The 21120-nt window shown below is 36.5% G+C and carries 22 protein-coding genes and 1 pseudogene; 4 read left to right on the top strand and 19 right to left on the bottom strand.

Annotated elements, in window-relative coordinates; genetic code table 11:
• From ACYPXO_RS03120 to srtB, 4 genes are all read right to left on the bottom strand, one after another.
• A partial coding sequence (locus tag ACYPXO_RS03120) for a glycosyl hydrolase family 95 catalytic domain-containing protein (RefSeq protein ID WP_459639229.1) occupies positions 1 to 4056 on the bottom strand: 4056 nt, incomplete at its 3' end.
• 230 nt (positions 4057 to 4286) lie between these two features.
• Entirely contained in the window at positions 4287 to 5909 is a 1623-nt protein-coding gene (locus ACYPXO_RS03115; RefSeq protein WP_459639228.1) for a PglD-related sugar-binding protein, read from the bottom strand.
• A gap of 99 nt (positions 5910 to 6008) precedes the next feature.
• A complete protein-coding gene (locus ACYPXO_RS03110) occupies positions 6009 to 6329 on the bottom strand; it encodes a hypothetical protein (protein ID WP_459639227.1) in 321 nt (106 codons plus the stop codon).
• Positions 6330 to 6383: 54 nt separating this feature from the next.
• Positions 6384 to 7124, bottom strand: a complete 741-nt coding sequence (srtB, locus tag ACYPXO_RS03105; protein ID WP_459639226.1) for a class B sortase — start codon at positions 7122 to 7124, stop codon at positions 6384 to 6386.
• A 136-nt stretch (positions 7125 to 7260) separates the two neighbouring features.
• Here srtB and rd point away from each other — a divergent pair, with 136 nt between their 5' ends.
• On the top strand, positions 7261 to 7422 hold the full coding sequence (gene rd / locus ACYPXO_RS03100) for a rubredoxin (protein ID WP_459639225.1): 162 nt from the start codon (positions 7261 to 7263) through the stop codon (positions 7420 to 7422).
• Between the two features lie 31 nt (positions 7423 to 7453).
• On the opposite strand, the gene ACYPXO_RS03095 is transcribed toward rd, so the two are convergent.
• The 11 genes from ACYPXO_RS03095 to ACYPXO_RS03045 form a co-directional block, all read right to left on the bottom strand.
• Positions 7454 to 8767, bottom strand: a complete 1314-nt coding sequence (locus ACYPXO_RS03095) for a sensor histidine kinase (protein WP_459639224.1) — start codon at positions 8765 to 8767, stop codon at positions 7454 to 7456.
• Entirely contained in the window at positions 8757 to 9437 is a 681-nt protein-coding gene (locus ACYPXO_RS03090; RefSeq protein ID WP_459639223.1) for a response regulator, read from the bottom strand. The genes ACYPXO_RS03095 and ACYPXO_RS03090 overlap by 11 nt, the downstream gene beginning before the upstream one ends.
• The gene (phoU, locus tag ACYPXO_RS03085; protein WP_459639222.1) at positions 9434 to 10108 is read right to left on the bottom strand and encodes a phosphate signaling complex protein PhoU; all 675 of its coding nucleotides are present in this window, start codon (positions 10106 to 10108) and stop codon (positions 9434 to 9436) included. The genes ACYPXO_RS03090 and phoU overlap by 4 nt, the downstream gene beginning before the upstream one ends.
• 2 nt (positions 10109 to 10110) lie before the next feature.
• Complete coding sequence (gene pstB, locus ACYPXO_RS03080) at positions 10111 to 10860, bottom strand: phosphate ABC transporter ATP-binding protein PstB (protein WP_459639221.1); 750 nt, start codon at positions 10858 to 10860, stop codon at positions 10111 to 10113.
• A complete protein-coding gene (gene pstA, locus ACYPXO_RS03075; protein WP_459639220.1) occupies positions 10853 to 11716 on the bottom strand; it encodes a phosphate ABC transporter permease PstA in 864 nt (287 codons plus the stop codon). The genes pstB and pstA overlap by 8 nt, the downstream gene beginning before the upstream one ends.
• The gene (gene pstC / locus ACYPXO_RS03070; RefSeq protein ID WP_459639219.1) at positions 11709 to 12599 is read right to left on the bottom strand and encodes a phosphate ABC transporter permease subunit PstC; all 891 of its coding nucleotides are present in this window, start codon (positions 12597 to 12599) and stop codon (positions 11709 to 11711) included. The genes pstA and pstC overlap by 8 nt, the downstream gene beginning before the upstream one ends.
• A gap of 1 nt (position 12600) precedes the next feature.
• Positions 12601 to 13503, bottom strand: coding sequence for a substrate-binding domain-containing protein (locus ACYPXO_RS03065; RefSeq protein ID WP_459639218.1), 903 nt, complete (start codon positions 13501 to 13503; stop codon positions 12601 to 12603).
• Positions 13504 to 13615: 112 nt separating this feature from the next.
• Entirely contained in the window at positions 13616 to 14491 is an 876-nt protein-coding gene (locus ACYPXO_RS03060) for a YitT family protein (RefSeq protein ID WP_459639217.1), read from the bottom strand.
• A gap of 20 nt (positions 14492 to 14511) precedes the next feature.
• Positions 14512 to 15231 (bottom strand): GTP pyrophosphokinase, encoded by a 720-nt coding sequence (locus ACYPXO_RS03055; RefSeq protein WP_459639216.1) that lies wholly within the window; start codon positions 15229 to 15231, stop codon positions 14512 to 14514.
• A 97-nt stretch (positions 15232 to 15328) separates the two neighbouring features.
• Positions 15329 to 15856 (bottom strand): cob(I)yrinic acid a,c-diamide adenosyltransferase, encoded by a 528-nt coding sequence (locus tag ACYPXO_RS03050; protein WP_459639215.1) that lies wholly within the window; start codon positions 15854 to 15856, stop codon positions 15329 to 15331.
• Positions 15857 to 15869: 13 nt separating this feature from the next.
• Positions 15870 to 16934 (bottom strand): PTS transporter subunit IIC, encoded by a 1065-nt coding sequence (locus tag ACYPXO_RS03045; protein ID WP_459639214.1) that lies wholly within the window; start codon positions 16932 to 16934, stop codon positions 15870 to 15872.
• A 114-nt stretch (positions 16935 to 17048) separates the two neighbouring features.
• Between ACYPXO_RS03045 and ACYPXO_RS03040 the strand changes: the two genes are divergently transcribed.
• Positions 17049 to 17312, top strand: coding sequence for a hypothetical protein (locus ACYPXO_RS03040; RefSeq protein ID WP_459639265.1), 264 nt, complete (start codon positions 17049 to 17051; stop codon positions 17310 to 17312).
• 5 nt (positions 17313 to 17317) lie between these two features.
• Here ACYPXO_RS03040 and ACYPXO_RS03035 read toward each other — a convergent pair whose 3' ends face one another.
• From ACYPXO_RS03035 to ACYPXO_RS03020, 4 genes are all read right to left on the bottom strand, one after another.
• The gene (locus ACYPXO_RS03035) at positions 17318 to 17785 is read right to left on the bottom strand and encodes a VanZ family protein (protein WP_459639213.1); all 468 of its coding nucleotides are present in this window, start codon (positions 17783 to 17785) and stop codon (positions 17318 to 17320) included.
• Positions 17786 to 17864: 79 nt separating this feature from the next.
• The gene (locus ACYPXO_RS03030) at positions 17865 to 18347 is read right to left on the bottom strand and encodes a VanZ family protein (protein WP_459639212.1); all 483 of its coding nucleotides are present in this window, start codon (positions 18345 to 18347) and stop codon (positions 17865 to 17867) included.
• A 189-nt stretch (positions 18348 to 18536) separates the two neighbouring features.
• Positions 18537 to 19391, bottom strand: coding sequence for an Rpn family recombination-promoting nuclease/putative transposase (locus ACYPXO_RS03025; RefSeq protein ID WP_459639211.1), 855 nt, complete (start codon positions 19389 to 19391; stop codon positions 18537 to 18539).
• 202 nt (positions 19392 to 19593) lie between these two features.
• Positions 19594 to 20505 carry a tyrosine-type recombinase/integrase gene (locus ACYPXO_RS03020; protein WP_459639210.1) on the bottom strand — a complete coding sequence of 304 codons (912 nt, stop codon included), beginning with the start codon at positions 20503 to 20505 and terminating at the stop codon, positions 19594 to 19596.
• A 105-nt stretch (positions 20506 to 20610) separates the two neighbouring features.
• On the opposite strand from ACYPXO_RS03020, the gene ACYPXO_RS03015 reads away from it, so the two are divergent.
• On the top strand, positions 20611 to 20895 hold the full coding sequence (locus ACYPXO_RS03015) for a transposase (RefSeq protein WP_009261811.1): 285 nt from the start codon (positions 20611 to 20613) through the stop codon (positions 20893 to 20895).
• Positions 20896 to 20924: 29 nt separating this feature from the next.
• Positions 20925 to 21120, top strand: a pseudogene (locus tag ACYPXO_RS03010) (IS3 family transposase); the annotation flags it as partial.

The following is a 21120-nucleotide window of genomic DNA, read 5'->3' as shown; positions in this document are numbered from 1 at the left end:
TGTATAGCCTTCTTTTTCTAGTGCTGCCGGAAGTTCATTTCCGATTGTTTCACCTTTCACTATAGAAACTTCTTTTACTAATTTTCCTTCCGCTGTAAATGTTACCATTTTTTCTTCCGGCTGTGGTTCTGGTGTTTCATTCTTTTCGTAAATTGCATATACTGTCATATCTGCATTTACAACTGTTTTTTCTGTTACTACTTCACCTTTTCCATCTTCCTTAGTATTCCAGCCTTTGAATGTATAGCCTTCTTTTTCTGGTGCTGTCGGAAGTTCATTTCCGATTGTTTCACCTTTCACTATAGAAACTTCTTTTACTAATTTTCCTTCCGCTATAAATGTTACCATTTTTTCTTCCGGCTGTGGTTCTGGTGTTTCATTCTTTTCATAAATTGCATATATTGTCATATCTGCATTTACAACTGTTTTTTCTGTTACTACTTCACCTTTTCCATCTTCCTTAGTATTCCAGCCTTTGAATGTATAGCCTTCTTTTTCTGGTGCTGTCGGAAGTTCATTTCCGATTGTTTCACCTTTCACTATAGAAACTTCTTTTACTGTTTTTCCTTCTGCTGTAAATGTTACAGTAGCCGAATCTACCGCACCTTCTGTTTTAGTTATGAAGTATGTTTTGCCTTCCTCTGTTGCAAATGTAACTCTTCCTGTTTTTCCTTCTACTTCTTTTGCCTGAACTTTCTTTCCTTCGCTGTCCTGTACAAATACTTTCTCCCAACCATTTACCTGTACTGTACAATCTCCACCGTTTCTAGATTCAATCGTCGCTTCTGTCAATACACCCTTGTCCCAGTTTTCACTTACAACAAAGTTTCCTCTTGCAACTAAACCGCTGACAGAACCTGATTGCCACTGATTCTTAGGCATTGCCGGAAGTAAATTGATATATCCTGCATTTGACTGCAATAACATTTCAGCTACACCACTTGTATATCCGAAGTTCCCATCAATTTGGAATGGTGGATGTGCATCCCAAAGATTTGAATAAATACCGTTTTTGATAAACGAATCAATAATCTTGTATGCATGATTTCCATCACCTGTTCTTGCCCATGTATTCAATCTCTGTGCAATTCCCCATCCTGTAGCATTATCTCCTCTGTCATTTAAGGAAACTTTAGCTGCATCCATAGTCTTCTCATCATCAACTGTCACCAAGTCTCCCGGATATACTGCTAATAAATGAGACATATGACGATGTCCTTTCTGATACTTAGGAATATTTCCTTTTGTATTATGTCCAAGAGTTGTCTCATCATACCATTCTTTAATTTGTCCACTCTGTCCAATTTCAATAGGTTTTAATCCAGCACGGTATTCTTTCCACTGTGTAATCTGTTCTTCCGAAACCGTTCCAGCCTTATTTGCATTTAACGCATCTGCCGCTTCAATACAATCATTAAATAACTGCCATACAAGTACATTTTCATATACATTTCCTGCTGTATATGGTCCATGTTCTGGAGAATATGCAGGAATTGTTACATAACGCTCTTTTCCATCTGCAGTTGTTACCTTTTTCAAGATAGACATATAGAATTTTGCTTGTTCTTGCATCATTGGGAAAATATCTTTTTCCAATTTTTCAATATTTCCTGAATACTCATACGCCTCATATACATTCTGAAGCATCCATGGAACTGCTGCCGGAGACCATCCCCAAGAAAATTCCCATCCCGGACAAGTCCAACCAAATGGTGTATTCTGCGTATGTGCAGTAAATCCATTTTTCTGTCCATTTGAATTATCAATACCGAAATATGTGGATGCTGTAACACGTCCCGGCTCACGGAGCCCTTCTATATACTTAATCATAGGTTCTGCACATTCTGCCATATTTGTTACATAAGTCGGCCAATAATTCATCTGCAAATTGACATTCATGTGATAATCGCTTCCCCATGCAATAGGAGCGTTTGCTTTTCCTGTACAGTCTAACCATACTCCCTGTAAGTTAGCAGGAAGTTTATCCCCTTCTCTTGTAGATGAAATCTGAAGATAACGTCCATATTGGAATAAAATTGCTTCTAAATATGCTTTTTCTTCTGCACTCGCCTTATTACTCTTATATGATGCAATCAATTCATCTACTGTTTTCTTATATGCTCCCTGTCCTAAATCTAATTTCACACGATCATAAATCTTTTTGTAATCTGCTACCGCATCATCTTTTACTGCCTTATATCCTTTTTTTACTGCTTTGTCCAATACCGTTTTTACTTGAGTTGAAAGTTCATCCGCAGTGATACCTGAACGATATTTTGGATATGTCATCTTATAATCTGTATCTGCTGTCACATAAATATAGACTTCTGTAGCCCCAGATACAAGAAGTGTTCCTTCTTTATTTGCTATCTGCTCAACTTTACCGTCTTTTGTAACAACTTGCAATCTTCCGTTAAACAAAAGACCGTTATCTCTCATATGTCCGGATACAACAATTGTGCCATCTTCAGTTGTTTCATATTTCACTTCTTTTCCAAGGGCTGCTTCTGAAGGCTGATCCACCGGAAAACTCACTTCAAATTCCAAAGGTTTCATTTCTTTTTGAGAACCTTTCAGCGCTTCTGCAGTCAGTTTCATTGCAATGACATTATCAGGATAACTTGCAAAATATTCTCTATAATAATGTGTATAATCTCTGTCAAAAGATACTGTTGCAAGTGCGGAATCAATATCAAGTGCTCTTTCATAATTTGTTACTTCTGTATGCTCCGGTTTTGACTTATCCATTGAGGTAACAATACCATCAAAAGAAACTTTATTATTTTTTATTCCTTTGATTGTTAATGTATGTTCTCTCTTCTCCAACCCATTCACTTTCAATAAACGCTGTCTTGCAAATGTGTTCGAGCGTGTGTCCACTTCTTTCCATGCACCATTATCTATCTGATACTGAAATTTTCCAACTTGATCACTTTTCGCTCCAAACAATTCAAAACCAGTTCCTGTAAATTTACAAGTTAATGTTGCTCTTTCAGCTCTTGAAGGATCGATAAACACTTCATCTTTACCAAACCATTGATTTGCATCTGAGTCATTCGTTCTATCCCAGCGTTCCCATCCACCTGTAAATGTTACTTTATCTGTTGTATTCTCTGGATTCCAATCAATTGTTTCCCCCTCCAACACTTTAAAATAGTCAAAAGAAGTCTTTGATTTTCCATTTTTACTCTTAGACTCAAAAACTAACTTATGTTTTCCATATTGTAAACCGGAAATTTCAAAAAGAGCAACGCCCTCTTTCTTTGTTTCCGAATACATACTGCCTGAAACTGTTTTTGTGTCATCTACTGTAGCAGTAAAATCACCCATATCAATATACTGCACACCAATCATCTGGATTCCTGTTCCTTCGAACTCTACTTCCAGTCTTGCCGGATTCATCGCATAATGTTCTGAGCCGGCCTCCCATGTAGGCTGTGGCCATTCTCCCCAACCTTGTCCATATTTTATCTTGTCACTTTTATCGCTGATAATACTTGATTCTTGTTTGTTACTTTCTCTATCGAAATCAAGATAAATATCTCCCCAGCCTTGATAAGCTCCATATTCTCGTGTATTCTGTCCAACTAACTTTCCACACATGTCGGACGCATTACTTTCTCCATCCAAAAACGCTTTCTGAACAGATCCCAAATATTCCGCCATAGATTTATTACCAACTTTATTGATATTACCTCCTGTATGCGGTTTATCTGTTGTAGGTCCACCATTCCACAATGTTTTATGATTAAATGTTAAATGTTCCTTTTCTACTTCCCCATATACATTTGCACCCATATAAGAGTTACCAATCGGAAGTGATAATTGCTGCCACCAGTCTGTTTCACTGCCGCCTCCTGTAAACCCTCCGGATTGACCTGTCAGTCTTCCTTTTGAAAGTGGTTCATCAAATCGAATCTGCATTGATTCCTGCTTTGTTTCTATCGACGATGCCTCTGCAGAAATCCCTTTCGGAAAAGGTACTGCCGTTGCTGCTAATATAGCTACCAATGCACCACTTAATATACGTTTCGCATATTTTGTTCTCTTTTTCATTTTGCCTTTCTTTTCCTCCTCTATTTATTTTTTAGTTAAAACACAAATTTCAACTAAAATAGCATTATGTATAATTTAGCATATTTCCCTATTTTTTTCCACACTTTCCTAATATTATTATATGAATTTTATGTATTTCTTTGATTTTTCTTCATTTCATTTGTGTATAATAACAAAATTCCCATGAAAATCACACCTTATAATATGATTTTCGTGGGAATCTAACTTACTTAACAACAATACTTCTGCACGATTTCCTGCATTTTTCCAAATTGCTGTTCCATCTCATCAACCAATCTGAATTGTGTACGTGCACGTACTAAATTATGTTCCGGATATGCTGTTTTAAAATATGTATCTCCTTGTAAATAATCTGTAAGGAAACGGATTCCGCATTCTAATGTCATAAGTCTTGCTCCCCATGGAAGACTTGCAACTTCCTCCGGTGTAAGAACATCTTTTGTTGCCTCCAAATATCCTTTTACATATGTTTCGTACAAAGAAATATCAAAATGTACCAAATCTAAATTTTTCTCATCTTCCGCTGCTGTTGCCGCACCAAATCGAATTGAATCACCGAAATCATTTGCAGCCAGTCCCGGCATAATTGTATCTAAATCAATGATACACAATCCTTTTCCCGTATCGGCATCAAACAAAATATTATTTAACTTTGTATCATTATGTGTTACACGAAGTGGAAGAACTCCTTCTTCCTGCTGTTTTACAAGCACACCACAGTCATCTTTTCTATCTAATACAAACGAAATTTCGGGACGACAGGAAATTGCTCTATTTTTAATATCACGTTTCAAGGCAAATGTAAATGCATCAAAACGTTTTTCTGTATTGTGAAAATCCGGAATTGTTTCATTTAAATTTGAAGCCGGATAGTCACCTAACTGTTTTAAGAAATGTCCAAAGCTGCTTGCCGACTGATAAAATTGTTCCGGCTCTTCTACTAACTGATAGCAAACAGAGTTTGGAATATAGTGATAACTTCTCCATGGTTGTCCTTCACTATCCTCAAAATATGTCGAACCGTCCTTTGTCTTAATTGCAGATAATGTTTCTCTGTCAGGGTCTCCCCCTTCTTCTCTGATTACATTACGCAAGTATTCTGTGACATTAAAAATATTATCCATTACGCCCGCAGGGTCTTTAAATACATTGCTATTGACTCTCTGCAAAATGTAACAAAATTCATCTCCTTCTTCTCCCGGCATATATACGGCATATGTTTCATTAATATGACCTTCACCGAAAGGTTTCACATAACTACACTGTGGTCCAAATCCAAAAGCATAAAGTGCATCTTCCAAATTCAAATTATCTACTCCGTCAATCTTTCTTCTTGTAGAAAATACAACTTCTCCCGCTTCCACTTTTCTCTTTTTGTCTATTGTACAGTTTGCCTTTACAACACTGCACAAACCAATATGTGCCCCGCTTTCCACATGTGAATCGTGGTCTACTACTGCACCACTGTTGACTAAAACACCATTTTCAATTACTACGTTTGTATTCAATACCGCTCTTTGCATAACGAAACTTCCCTGTCCGATTTTTGCACTTGGGCTGACTATTGCTGATGGATGAATAATTGAAGGTACATTATATCCTGCTTCAATAAGTCTTTCTGTCCAATAAAGGCGTACGCCGTTATCTCCAATTCCCGCTACCGCTGTGTCATATTCACCGAGAAATGCCTGATAGTCACAACATTTCCCGATAACATCTGCCCCTTTTACCGCATCATCTAAAAATACCACTTCTTCGTATCCTAATTCTGTAGCAGTTTCTTTAATCATCTGTCCGAAACCGCCTGCACCTATAATCAATAACTTCCTCATTTGAATTCCTTCCTTATTTTCATTTTACTATTACTGCCTGAATTTTCTGTAGATACTATAATAAATATAATATCTCTATGGAGTTTTGGTCAAGTCTTTTCACACATTTTCACTGATATAATATGCTATATATCCCAATAAAACACCTGTTATCCCTGCTGCCACGGCACAAAACGGATGTATTGCCCTACCGCCTATCATCTGAAATATTTCTAAAACCAGACCTAAAATGCCTCCTGCGTAAACCAACCTGTTTCCCTGCCGATATCTCTTCCATATCTTCGGAAGAAATACGCCTATCGGAAATATAGAAATAACAGTATCAAATATCATTTCCGCACTACGAAAATTTAATACAACCACTTCAAATATATAAAATATTAAAATCATTTGTGAAACTATTTTCTGTTTCTCCGTCATCTTCTCACCTCTCACATATCTAATATATGTAAGAAAATGATTTTTAGACCTATTTTATTCTACTTCTACACCGACTACGATATATCTTTTTTTCGGTTCTCTCCGTATACAAGTACTAAGTGTAACAATTTTACTGTTTTCATCCACCGTCACATCATTCCGATAATGATTTTTCATGCTTCTCGATTCTCTAAGAGATTGAAGAAATGCCTTTTTCTCCGCCGGATTTTGATTATCATAATTGTATAAAATATGTTTACTGCTATACTCTACCGCTGCAAAAATTTTATATGTTTTTTTCTCCGTTTCCGTATAAATACTAAAGGTATCGTGATTATTAAAAAACTCCTCTTCCTCAAATTTATGAAGATTTTGGAAAAATGAACCATCTTTAATGTTATGTCCATAAATCACTGTATTGAAATCCGTAAAGTCTTTCTTATTAATTCTCTCGGTAAACACTGAACCGAACACATCATACTTCTTATCAAAAGCATGGTCCAAATAAAAGGCATCATCTGTTTTACTCTGCAAAATCGGATAGTCAATATTCGTATCCGGTACTTGAATCCATGCATATATTTCATCATTTACTTTCTTTAGTTCCGCAAAATCTATCGGAATTTCATCCTTTTCTTCCTCGGTTTTTTCCTCCTTTACAACCTTTTTCTTTACTTCTTTGTAGTCTTTCTTACTTTCCGCTTTCTGTACATAGTAATACCCGATATATGCTACACAAAAAATACAGATTATACTACAAATCCAAAAAAATATTTTATCTCTCTTTTTCTTCATTCTTCTATCCTCTTATTTTATTTGTTAAATCCCATACTTTCTTACCATATCATTAACTTTACATGAATACAATACTTTTATTTTTCAAAAAATATGTTATGATAAGTTATATCATTTAATTTAGGAGGTAATAACAATGGAAAAATATTTATGTGAACCTTGTGGATATGTATACGACCCGGAACTTGGTGATCCAGATGGCGGAATCGCACCGGGAACACCTTTTGAAGACATTCCTGATGATTGGGTATGCCCAATTTGCGGACTTGGAAAAGACGTATTCGTAGTAGAAGAATAAATGTAAAAAAAAGCGGATTATCCGCTTTTTTTTACTTGAATACTATTTCCATTGTCGTTCCTTTTCCCACTTCACTTTTCACCTTTACTTCTGCATTATGCAGCATTGCTCCGTGTTTTACTATAGAAAGACCCAGACCTGTTCCACCACTTTGTTTTGAATGGCTTTTGTCCACGCGATAAAAACGCTCAAAAATTCTTTCTCTATCCTCTTTAGGAATGCCAATTCCCGTATCTGTTATAATAATTTTTTTCCCTTGAAGTGTATTTCCTGCCCAAACGGTAAGTTTTCCGCCTTCTATATTATATTTAATTCCATTTTCACATAGATTATAAATCATCTCATTCAAAATCTGTCGTATCCCCCGATAGACAACAGGTTCTCCCATAACTTCTATTTTTACTTTCTTTTTCTCTGCCTGTAACGACAATCTGCTGCATACTTCGCGACACAGTGTATATAAATCCACTTCCTCTTTCTCAAGTTCCACTTTCCCTTCATCCAGTTTCGATAACTTAATAATATCTTCCACAAGAGTAATCAATCTAACTGCTTCCATATAAATTCTCTCAGAAAATTTTTGCATATCTTCCGGTTTTACAAGACCACTTTTCATAATCTCCGCATATCCTGATATAGAGGTAAGAGGTGTTTTCAACTCATGAGAAACATTTGCGGAAAATTCTTTTCGCATTTGTGCTACTGCTTCTTTTTCTCTATTTCTTTTATCCAATCCTTCCACTAAAGGTTGTAATTCTTCATACACATCATTTTTCAAAGGCTCTTCCAAATCCAGTTCATTAATCGGACGAATCAGTTTCGCCGTCTGCCATCTCGCCAAAAGGAATGCAATGGCTATCATCAATATACCAATTCCTATCATATACGGAAGAACATCTAATATCATTGGCCAAACATTATCCATCGTTCTCGCCACACGAAGCACGTTTCCGTTTTCTAACCGTATTGCATAATAAATGGAACGCTCTTTCGTTGTATCAGACTTTCTGACATCGCTTCCTTTTCCGTCCTTAAGCGCCTCTTTTATTTCTTTTCTTTCTTTATGATTTTCCAGTTCTTCCTGTCCCGCTCCCGAATCATAAGTTACTTCTCCATTCGGGCGTACTACCGTAACCCTCGCTTTTTGACGTACATTATCCATAGCCGCCAAATATCTCTCTCCTGAAATATCAATAGCAGCCTTCATATAATCGGCTTCCTGTTCTACTTCTTCTTTCAGACTTACAAATGACTGGTTATATAAAACAACTGCTATCAATGCATATGTAGTCATAAGGGTAATGCAAAGGATAAACACCATACTCCTTTGTATTCTACTCTTCATTGTCCCCTCCAATCCGGTATCCGACACCTCTTACAGTTTCGATAAGTTCTCCGGCAGTTCCCAACTTCTGTCTGAGTGTCCGAACGTGTACGTCCACAGTTCTTGTTTCTCCGGTAAAATCATATCCCCAAATCTCTTCCAAAAGTCTATCCCTCGTCAATACAATAGACCTGTTTTTCATCAATTTTTCCAACAATTCAAACTCTTTCAAGGTCAGGGCAATTGTTTTTCCTTCTACTTTTACCTTATGTTTTTCCACATCAATCAAAAGATTTCCAATCTGATACTTCGTGTCTTCTTTTTCACGCATTGTTCTTCTAAGAACTGCTTTAATTCTGGATACAAGTTCCATCATCCCAAACGGTTTCGTAATGTAATCATCCGCACCGGTATCCAATCCGATTACCTTGTCATATTCCGACCCTTTTGCCGTTACCATAATGACAGGAATGTCTTTCGTCTTCGCACTCTTTCTAAGTTTCTTTAATATCTCTATTCCATCTTCACCCGGAAGCATAATATCAAGCAAAACAAGCTCTGGCGTTTCAAACGCCAAAGCTTCCATAAATGCTCTTCCATCTTCAAATCCACATGCTTTCATCCCTGTAGATTCCAATGTGTATACAACTAACTCCCGAATGTTACTATCGTCTTCTACACAATATATCATTCTGTTCTCCTTACTTTTTCGTGTTCTTTCTGCTCACGGTGCACACCTGTAATGGAAAATTCAACCCATTCGGCAATATTTGTCGCATGGTCTCCGATACGCTCCAAATATTTTGCAATCATAAGCATATCAATCGCTCTCTCACCCGAATTATCATTTTTCGCCAAATAAGAAACTAATTTTTCTTTTACCTTATCGAACAATTCGTCCACCTTATCATCTGCCAAAATAACTTTTCTTGTGAGTTCCAAATCTTTCTCCACAAAAGCCTGTACACTTTTTGTTACCATTTTACTTGTAGCCGCAGCCATATCTGTCAGATAAGGAATAGGCGATGATTGGCTTGCATGAGCAGAGATAAGTATTTCCGCTATATCTGATGCCTGATCGCCTATACGTTCCATGTCCGTAATCATTTTCAACGCTGCTGAAATCTGACGCAAATCTCTTGCAACCGGCTGCTGCTGTAAAAGCAATTTCAAACAAAGTCTTTCAATGTCTTTTTCCATCTGGTCAATCTCTTCATCTTCGCCAATAACGACTTTTGCCATTTCAAGATTGCCGTCTGCTACCGCTTTCGTTGCGTTTGCAATCGCTTTTTCACACAGTCCCCCCATTTCCACAAGCATCCTGTTCATTTTATCCAACTGCATATCGAATTTGTTTCTCATTTCTAACCAAACCTCCCCGTAATATAATCTTCCGTCCTTTTATCAGACGGTATTGAAAATAGTTTTTCCGTATCATTATATTCAATCACTTCTCCGAGAAGGAAGAATGCCGTATTATCCGAAACACGCACTGCCTGCTGCATATTGTGGGTAACCATGACAATAGTATAGTCTTTTTTCAATTCTATCGCAAGGTCTTCTATTTTTGATGTAGAAATCGGGTCTAACGCCGAAGTCGGCTCATCCATAAGAAGTACTTCCGGCTGTACAGCTAATGCCCTTGCAATACAAAGTCGCTGCTGCTGTCCTCCTGACATACCTAATGCACTCTTTTTCAGTCGGTCTTTTGTTTCCTCCCAAATCGCCGCATCGCGAAGTGACTTTTCAACAATATCGTCCAATTTTGCTTTAGAACGAATTCCGTGAGTTCTTGGTCCGAAAGCGACATTGTCATAAATACTCATTGGAAATGGATTTGGTTTTTGAAATACCATACCAACTCTTTTTCGGAGTAAATTCACATCCATTTTTCCGTAAATATCCTCTCCATCCAACAAAATTTTTCCATCAATTTTGCATCCTTCCACTAAATCATTCATTCTGTTTAATGATTTTAACAATGTTGATTTACCGCAACCGCTCGGTCCGATAAATGCCGTAATTTTATTTTCCTCTATATCTAAACTTACATTTTTTAGTGCCTTAAAATCTCCGTAGTGTAAATCTAAGTTCTGAATACTTATTTTACTCATTATTTCTTCCTTTCGTAATCTTCTTTGCTATAAATCCTGACAAACAGTTAATTCCAACTACCATGATAAGCAGAACAACTGCTGTTGCATATGCCTTATCCACAAACAACGCTTCATTCGACAGATTATACATATGCACGGCAAGAGTTCTTCCTGAATCCATAGGGTTAGCCGCAATCTCCGGCACAGTTCCCGCCGTATAAATCAATGCCGCCGTTTCTCCGACAATCCTTCCGACTGCAAGAATAACTCCGGCTAAAATCCCCGGAACCGCACTTGGCAGAACAACTCGAAATACGGTTCTAAGTTTACCTGCTCCAAGTCCAAAACTTCCTTCTCTATATGTATCCGGAACTGACTTTAATGCTTCTTCCGTTGTTCTCATAATCAACGGTAAAATCATAATTGCCAGCGTAAATGCCCCGGAAAGAAGGGAATAGCCCCATTTCAAAGTGGATACAAAAAACAACATACCAAACAGACCGTACACGATAGACGGAATACCCGATAAAGTTTCTGTAGTAATGCGGATAATGTCCACAAACTTATTTCCTTTTCCTGAATATTCCACTAAAAATATAGCTGAAAAAATTCCTAAAGGCACTGCGACAATAAGAGATAAAAATGTCATAAACAGTGTATTAAGAAGTGCCGGCATAAGCGAACCGTTTTCACTCGTATATTTCAAGGCAAATAAATCTGCTGATAAATGCGGAAGCCCTTTTATTAAAATATAGGCAATTAAAAATAGCAACACCGAAAACGTAATCAGCGCTGATAGCATAACTAATATCATTCCAATAAAAGAGGCCGGCGTTTTTAAATAAGAACGTAATTTACTTTTCCACTTAGACATTGCGTGACCTCCTGTTTAATAATGATACACATAAATTAATAATTAGAATAAATACAAACAAAACAACTGCCGTTGCAATCAATGCTTCTCTGTGTAAATCTGCTGCATATCCCATTTCCATTACGATGTTTGCCGTCAATGTTCTGACACCCTGCATAATTCCTTCCGGCATTCTTGGCTGATTTCCCGCCACCATGATAACCGCCATTGTTTCACCTATAGCACGTCCGACACCAAGAATTACGCCCGCCAAAACGCCTGATTTTGCTGCGGGAAGAACTACTCTGAAAATGCTTCTCTCATGTGTTGCTCCTAAGGCCAATGCTCCTTCATAATATTGTTCCGGAACAGCACGAATAGCAGATTCTGTCACACCGATGATTGTCGGCAAAATCATCATTCCAAGCAATATGGATGCCGTAAATATACTTTTTCCATCTCCTGAACGTTCCAAAATCCCCGCTCTTCTCAAATCCAAACATATTTCATGAACAAGCGGTACGATCACAACTAAACCGAAAAATCCATAAACAACCGATGGGATACCCGCCAACAGTTCTGTTGCTCCTTTTAAGAAAGGATAGATTTTCTTAGGACAATATTTTGCCATAAAAACGGAAGTCAAAATTCCAATCGGCACACCAATTATAATCGCACCAACCGTTACATAGATACTCCCGATGATCATCGGAAAAACACCGTAAATATTATTTCCCGGTTTCCATTTTTCTCCGAGAAGGAAATCACCGAATCCGATTTCTTTCATTGCAGGAACTCCATTTGCAAATAAAAAAATACAAATGAGAGCTACCGCCAGTACCGAAGCACAGGCGGCAGTGAAGAACACTCCCCGCATGAATTTTTCTTTCCATGCCTTTTTCATCTTATTTTACTACCTCATCCCAAGTCACAATTTTACCTGTAAAAATATCTTTTACCTGCTCACTTGTCAATTCTTTTACTTCACTGTCTTTATTGGCAATTACTGCTATTCCGTCTAATGCGATTACTGTAGGTTTTACACCTTTTGAAACTTCACTGTCTTTAAGTTCTCTTGATGCCATTCCAATGTCAAAAACTCCATCAATCGTTGATGTTACACCTGTTGTTGAATCACTTGTCTGAATTTCAATTTCCGCTTTTGGATTTACTCCTAAATATGCTTCTTTTAATTTTTCCATTGCCGGTGATACTGATGAAGAACCACCGATAACAATTTTACCTGTCGCACCATTTGACTGGTATTCTTTTACATCATCTACCGGAATACATCCTGCTTCCTCAACAATTTTTTGTCCTTCAGGACTCATGATATAATTAATAAAATCCTGTGCTACATCACTTACTTTGTCTTTTGTTACAATGTTAAACGGTCTTGAAATTTTATATGTACCTGATTTGATATTCTCTGCTGTCGCTTCAGCACCGTCAATTTTTACAGATTTAACTGTATCATTCAAAGATCCAAGTGATACATATCCGATAGCATATTCATTTCCTTCCACAGTAGACATCATAACAGCTGTACTGTTTGTAATACTTGCTTCTTCTGTTGTATGATCTACTTTTTCCCCACTTGCATCTTTTTCTTCAATGCCGAACAATTCAATAAATGCTCCTCTTGTTCCCGAACCATCTTCTCTGGAAACTACTGAGATATCATTCACTGCATCCCAACCTTCTGCTTTCTTTCCATCTTCTTTCTTATCACTGTTTCCACATCCTACTGCAGATACAATTGTCATTGCTGTAATCGCTGTTATTGCTAATAATTTTCTTAATTTCATTTTCTTTGTCTCCTTTTTATTCTGAATATCTTCTTCACAAGTAGTATATTATCTAAGTTATGTTAAATCTAAAACGCAAACTATGTTAAATCTATGTAAAATAAAAAAGGCCCTAAAGCCTTTTTTCAAAATTCCCTATTACATAAGAACCTTCATTAAATATCATAAAAGCGTTCTCATCTATTCTCTGTACAATCCTTTTAATTTGATTTACTTCATATTTAGAAATAACAACAGAAAGTACTTCCGTATTTTCATTTGTGTACGCTCCTACCCCTTTCCAGTTCGTAACACCTCGTCCTGTTTCTTCCATAATTGCTTTTGCCACGCCCGACTGTTTCGTAAAAATCATTACGCTTGTATTAATGTTTTGAATATGGATACGGTCAATGGTAAGCGATAATACAGTCGTATATATAAGTGAATATACTACAATCTCCACATCAAATAGAAGAAGACAAATACCATACACTCCTATATTCATCAGCATACCGATTTTTCCTACACTAAATCCCGGGTATTTCTTGGCACAAATCACACCGATAATATCCTGACCTCCGCCGGAACTTCCTCCTCGAAGTAATAATCCCGTACCACAACCGGATACAAGACCACCAATAATACACGCTGTCAGCATATCGGAAATAATCGGTTCCTTTGGAATAGGAATAATTGTCAAAAATGCACTCTGTAAAGTAACTGAAATAATCGTCCTTAGGAAAAATCCTTTTCCAATATTCTTCCATGCCATATACATCAGCGGTATATTAATCAGATAATAAATAATACCAGCCAAATCAAAACTTCCCAAATCTATATGCAACACACTTACAACAAAAGTACGCAGTAACTGTGCAACTCCCATAAATCCACCATTATACAGATTCATCGGCATAATAATTAAGTTTACCCCGAATGCAAACAGAAAACCTCCCAAAACTGTATAGATTAACTGCTCCATTCCCCTCTTTTTCTTCTCTTTATCCATTCCATCCTCCTATATATTTTCTAATCTGCTACTCCAAGTTTCGCCGTATCCTGACTTGTCACCTTAGTTCCCTTTATTCTGTTATCTTCCTTATTTTTCTGTCTTACACATTCTAAGATAGCATTATTTAAAGATAACATTTTTTCGTCCAGCATAGATACCATGTCTGCACAATCTTTCAAATCTTTGCTAATATATTCCGGTGCATTTCCCTCAAATTTATAATAAATTTTATGCTCCAAACTTGCCCAGAAATCCATTGCAATTGTTCTAATCTGAATTTCTACTTTTGTATTTACTACGCTATCAGACAGAAAAATCGGTACAGACACAAGCATATGATAACTCTTGTACCCACTGTCTTTAGGGTTTTTAATATAATCTTTAATTGTCAGCACTTTCAAATCGCTCTGATTTCCTATCATCGCCGCCAACCTATATATATCAGATGTAAAAGAACATATCAAACGTACCCCCGCAATATCATTGATATATCGAATCATATTATCAATAGAAATCTCATGTCCATATCTTTTCAATTTCTTCACAATACTTTCCGGAGTCTTAATTCTTGTCTTAATATGCTCAATCGGATTGTAACTGTGCACATGTTTAAATTCATCATTTAAAATTTCCAATTTTGTGCCCACTTCTTTCAAAGCGGAATTGTATAAAAACATGACCGTCTTCCAACTATCCACATCATCATAATTTCGAATCGCTTCTCTTGCTTCCTGCATTTGTATTTCCTCCCGACTTTGAAGAGTTTATCAACTTTACTCAGTATATCATACTATGCAAAGTCTGTCATAAAGTTCACATTTTTTTAAGATACCGTCACATCTCAATTCCTTCTCTTGCTACAATTCCTCTATCAAAAGGGTGCTTTACTTTTTTCATTTCTGTTACATAATCCGCAATATCTAATAAGGTATCCGAAACCGTATGTCCCGTTAATATCACTTCCAACTTTTCCGGTTTATTTTTCAAAAAACTAATTAATTCTTTTTCCTCTAATAAACCAATTCCTGTGACGCATACTGCCTCATCCAAAATTAAAACATCATAATTTTCTACTTCCCGTTTCAGTCCTTGTAACTGTTCCTTATTATAGTTACGCACTTCCTCTTTCTCTTCTTCATTCATCTGAAAAGAAAATTTAACTTCTTCTCGACCGTTCATACATGTTATATTTTCCACTTGTGCCAACCCATTTCTTTCACTGGAAGCATTATCTTTCAAAAACTGATAAAACAATACTTTATATCCGTATCCTGCTGAACGTACTGCCTGTCCTACCGCAGCTGTTGTTTTCCCTTTACCATCCCCATAATAAATATGTATCAACCCTGTATTCATCTTCATTATCTCCCTCTTTCTACAAATCAAGTTTCATATCCCCCGACTTAATCCAGCCTTTCTTTCTCATAAATTCAGAAATACATACGGTAACAATAGCCGGAAGTAAAATCTGTATCGCTACAATCTTAATGATTACTATTGTAGAAGGTTCTGCTACTGTCATTGTCTGCCAGGTCATAATCTGCCCAACAAGTCCCGCTGTTCCCATTCCCGATCCCGTAGCGTTATTTGTCATATGTAAAAATATCGTCCCTACCGGACCTAAAATTGCACTGGACAAAATAGACGGCAGCCAAATAAGCGGATTTCTCACGATATTCGGCACTTGTAACATAGAAGTACCTATCCCCTGTGCCAAAAGACCTCCTACTTTATTCTCTCGGAAACTTGCCACAGCAAATCCAATCATATTACAGCAACATCCAACGGTCGCTGCCCCTGCCGCCAGTCCATTTAGATTTAAAATAACACCTAACGCCGCAGAACTAATTGGAAGTGTAAGTGCCATTCCCATTAAAACAGAAACAACCATCCCCATAATCAGTGGCTGCTGTTCTGTTCCCCAGTTTATCATATCGCCTAATCCCATCATAAACTTAGAAATGGAAGGCCCTACCAGAACTCCTGTTGTTGCACCAACTCCAATTGTAACAAGGGGCGTGAGCAAAATATCAATTTTTGTCTTACCCGCTATTAGATGTCCAGCCTGAATGCCTATAAACGCTGCAATAAAAGCCCCTAGTGGTTCTCCCGGACCTGCCAGTATAACATTTCCTCCCGAAACCATACTTCCTGCCAAAAGATTACCTGCATATCCGCCAATTATTCCGGCTACTGCCGCCGACAATACAACAAGAGAACTTTCCTGAAAACGATGTGCCACTCCCACACCTATTCCGGCTCCCGTAAGTGACGCTGCAACCTTTCCGACAAGAAAAATATAATTACCTGTTTCTCCTCCAATAAGTGTTCCTATCTGCTGTACAATTGTTCCCACGATCAATGTAGCAAACAATCCCTGTGCCATTCCACTTAAACCATCAATAAAAATTTTATCTAATATTTTCTTCAGCCAATTCATGCCCTTCTCCTCTTCACACTTTTTCTTTTTATATTAATACAACATATATACTGGAAAAACAAGTCTTGAAATGTTATAATCCTTTTTATCATACACATAAACGGAGGAATAATGATGTTTCGCCTTTGGGGAAAAATATTTAAAGACAATCGAATGCTTCAGGATACCGTCATTTGTGACGATTCTTCAGATACAAGAACACATAAAATATTTAACGCTTTAGATGAGATTTGTTACACATTCGATTTAAGTAAACCGATTTGGCTGGACTCTACAATCGCAGAATTTAAAAAACATGATAAAGCAAGATTTTATCAGGATAATTTTGTAGATTCCATTGACTTTGACTATTTAGAAATCCATGTAATAGAGGAGTAGGTATGTTACCTTCTCCTCTGTTTTATTGTACAAATAAAAATCAATACACCAACAATACTGCCAAAAACTACTCCCGAACTGTCAATTAACACATCTGTTACCTGACAGCTTCTTCCCGCAACAAATAGTTGGTGTATCTCATCTGTCATCGCATACGCCACTCCTGTTAAAATACCGTATGCCATCCCTTTCTTTCCTATAATACCATAACTGCCATACATCAGCACAAGTAAACCGCCAAGCACTGCGTATTCCATTGCGTGTGCCGCCTTCCTAATTGGATAATCAATCTTTTCCGCTATCTCTTCCTGCTCTTCAGGAGAAAATGTTTTAAAATCCGGTACGAGCGCTTCCCCAATTATCTTTCCTATTGAATGACTCATCTTAGCCGATTCCACTGCCGGCTGTGCTGAAAACCAAAATATAACTCCCATCCAGAGAGCAACAAATATTGTAAATATCGCTTTCTTCATGAACATATCCCTTCTCTTTCGTTTTTGTCATGGAAAATTATAGCATAGATTCTATTGTAGCAGAACAAAAAGCATTTTTCTATTCGTGAAATACCACAAATTTTTGATAGATTTTACTCACTAGATAAAAAAGGAAAAAGCCTACCTCTGCCCCAAAAACATTTCCTAAAATATCATCTACCTCAAACATTCCCATTTTAAATATTCCCTGTGTACATTCGATAAATCCCGAAAATATTATAGCAAGCAAGAACACCCTTTTATTCTTTTCAAACCATTTAAAACAACACGGCAATAACAATCCAACTGGAATGAACATAAAAATATTCATAATAATTTGTAGTAAAACCTCTGTGTTTTTCTCTCTAAAAGCCTCTATATAAGACGCAAACATCTGAAATCTATATTCACTTTCTATTCCCGGACGCCTTCCATAAAGTGTCATCACAATAATTAGCGCTATTGATAACGATAAAAGAACACTGGTAATGATTCTAATATATGCTTTTTGTTTATATTGTATATATCCCTTGTAAGTAAAAAATAGAAATATACATTCCAAAATTCCTCCTATTATTAAAATCGGAATAATTCTGTAGGTATAAAGTTGTAAATAACCAAAAAAATTGCTGATAAGTGTATTCATAGAATTCCTCTGCCTTTTTCCTTGAATATTTGCCTGAAATGGCATGATTTGTTTTTGTTTTACCTGTAACCTTTTCCAGAACGGTTATGGTTACAGGTTCTTAGATTATGATTTTATTTTCTCTGAAAATTCTTCTAAAGATTTTGACTGAAATGCAAATTGTGTCCATTGCTTTAACACTTCCAAATCCTGTTGATTTTGAATCCGACTACAAAGTTCCTCTGGAACTGTTCCAAGATTTTGCAAAAATAAAAGTAATGTCTCTTTCCGCTCTTCTGTCTGACCTGCTACATATTCCTCCTTCAACATTTCCTCAAAAATCATAAGGCGTTCCTCCATCTCTCTGTTTCCCTTGATTTCACAAATAGATTTTTGTATTTGTTCTACATATGAATCATGAAATTCCTTTTCACTTCCCTCAAGGTCTTCTTTCACATATTTCAGGAATGTTACCAATTCCTTCGGAACCTCACTTTCGTTTTTTCCATGAGTACTTAAAAATATGATTTTACGTCCATCTTCCAAATCTACTTCTGAAGATTCTGCACACATAGTTTGAAATGTATAGCGATATTTTTCTTCTCCAAAAGAATCAAAATCACATATAAAAATGACATATGTATTCGGAAGTTCTCCATACTCCGAGCCGGACAGCAACATTTCCATATCCATCTGACTTTGATAATATCGACTTCGTTTCCCAAGTGCTGATTTCTTCTTTACTTGCATTTCTACGTTGTAGCGAGTTTTCTTATCGTCTTTCGCATATACATCCAAGCGAACACCTTTGTACTCGGGATGATAAACGATACTCTTTTCTTTGCTCACTTCTACTCGTTCAATCGGTATTTCCAGCACTCTTTCCAATAAACCTTTACAGTTATCTTCATTCATCATCACTGCGCCGAACATAAAATTATCTTTAATTGTGAGTTCCTTTAATCGTTTTATTCTTCCCATTTTTCTTCCTCCGTTGCAGAGGAATTCTATAAGTTAATTGTAGCAGAAGAAACATGGGATTTCCACTTGGAATATGTCACAAAATTTTGATATGTTTTTTCGGAAAATTCAATATTGAAAAATATCTATTCTATTCCATAAAAAACAAACCACCGTTACGCTGGTCTTACATTTTTATATGACTAACTCTATTTTCTATTTATTATGCCGCAACCATATCCACATTCATAAACTTTCTAGGATGTTTTTCTTTCAATATCTCTAATTGTTTCTTCGTTGCAATGTGAATATAAATCTGTGTTGTTTTAATAGAACTATGTCCCAAAATCTGCTGCACACAACTTACATCCACCCCTTCTTCAATTAAATACGTAGCAAATGAATGTCTAAACATATGTGGAGTAATTCTAATTTCTATTCCTGCTATTTTAGCATGTTTCCTAAGCATAATTCGGATTGATTGTTCTGTAAATCGACCGCCTATCTGATTAACAAAAAAGTATCCACTTTCCCTTATTTCCTTTTCATTCTCATAGTAATATTTTCTAAGAACTCTCAATACAGATGGCTCTGAAATCTGAATATATCTTTCTCTACCACCTTTTCCCATAATTCTGATCACACCTGAAATTAAATCTACCGATTCTCTCGTCAAATTTGATATTTCATATACTCTTGCACCTGTAGCGAAAAACATTTCTATTACCGCTATATCCCTTAACCAAAATTTTTCTTTTTGCTTTCTCTTTCCGTTATACATATGTTTCAAAAGTTTTTCAATATCATTTCGCGGAATAATTCGCGGTAATACAACTGTTTCTTTAAATTTCACTTTTATTTTTCTAAATGGATTTTCCGTAATGATTTCTTCCTCTTCAAGATAATTATAGAATGCTTTTATGCTGGCTAATTTTCTCTTTACTGTTTTTTGTTTGTAATTTTTATGTAACTCTGTAATATATTTTTCTATTTCATTTTTGTTAGGTTCGTCACATTTCAAAAATTCAAAATATTGTTTCAAATCAATTCTATACGCCTTTATCGTCTTTCTGTCTAACACTTTTCTAAACTCACAATATTCCAAATATTGTGTTACTTCTTTTTGTAACTTCATTCTATTATCTTGTGTTAGAATATAAATAGTACAAGTCAAAATGAGAATTCCTTATAAGAAAAATCATGGTACAATGTAAGTACCGCACTGAAGGAGGATCTCATTATGGCAAAACACTATGACAAACAATTTAAGCTGGATGCAGTCCAGTATTATCATGATCACAAGAACTTAGGACTGCAGGGCTGTGCTACAAATTTAGGAATCAGTCAGCAGACATTATCACGCTGGCAGAAAGAACTGCGCGAAACAGGTGATATTGAAAGTCGTGGTTCCGGTAACTATGCTTCTGATGAAGCAAAAGAAATCGCACGATTAAAACGAGAATTACGAGATGCACAGGATGCCCTTGAAGTATTAAAAAAAGCAATCAACATTCTGGGAAAATGACACAAGCCATTTATCTCAAAGTTACGGAGATGGCAGAAACTGCCCATAAGGCGAAGCGCCGAGTTTCTGTCTCCGGAATGTTGAAACATCTTGGCGTTTCTCGTTCTGGTTATCATGCGTGGCTAAAACGTGTTCCTTCTAATACGGAAAAAAGACGTGAAGCCGTAAAAGCTAAAATTCAGGATATTTACGATGAATCCAAACAGAATTATGGTGCCCCTAAAA

Source organism: Faecalimonas canis (assembly GCF_054601575.1).
This window is presented reverse-complemented; position numbering and strand designations above follow the sequence as displayed.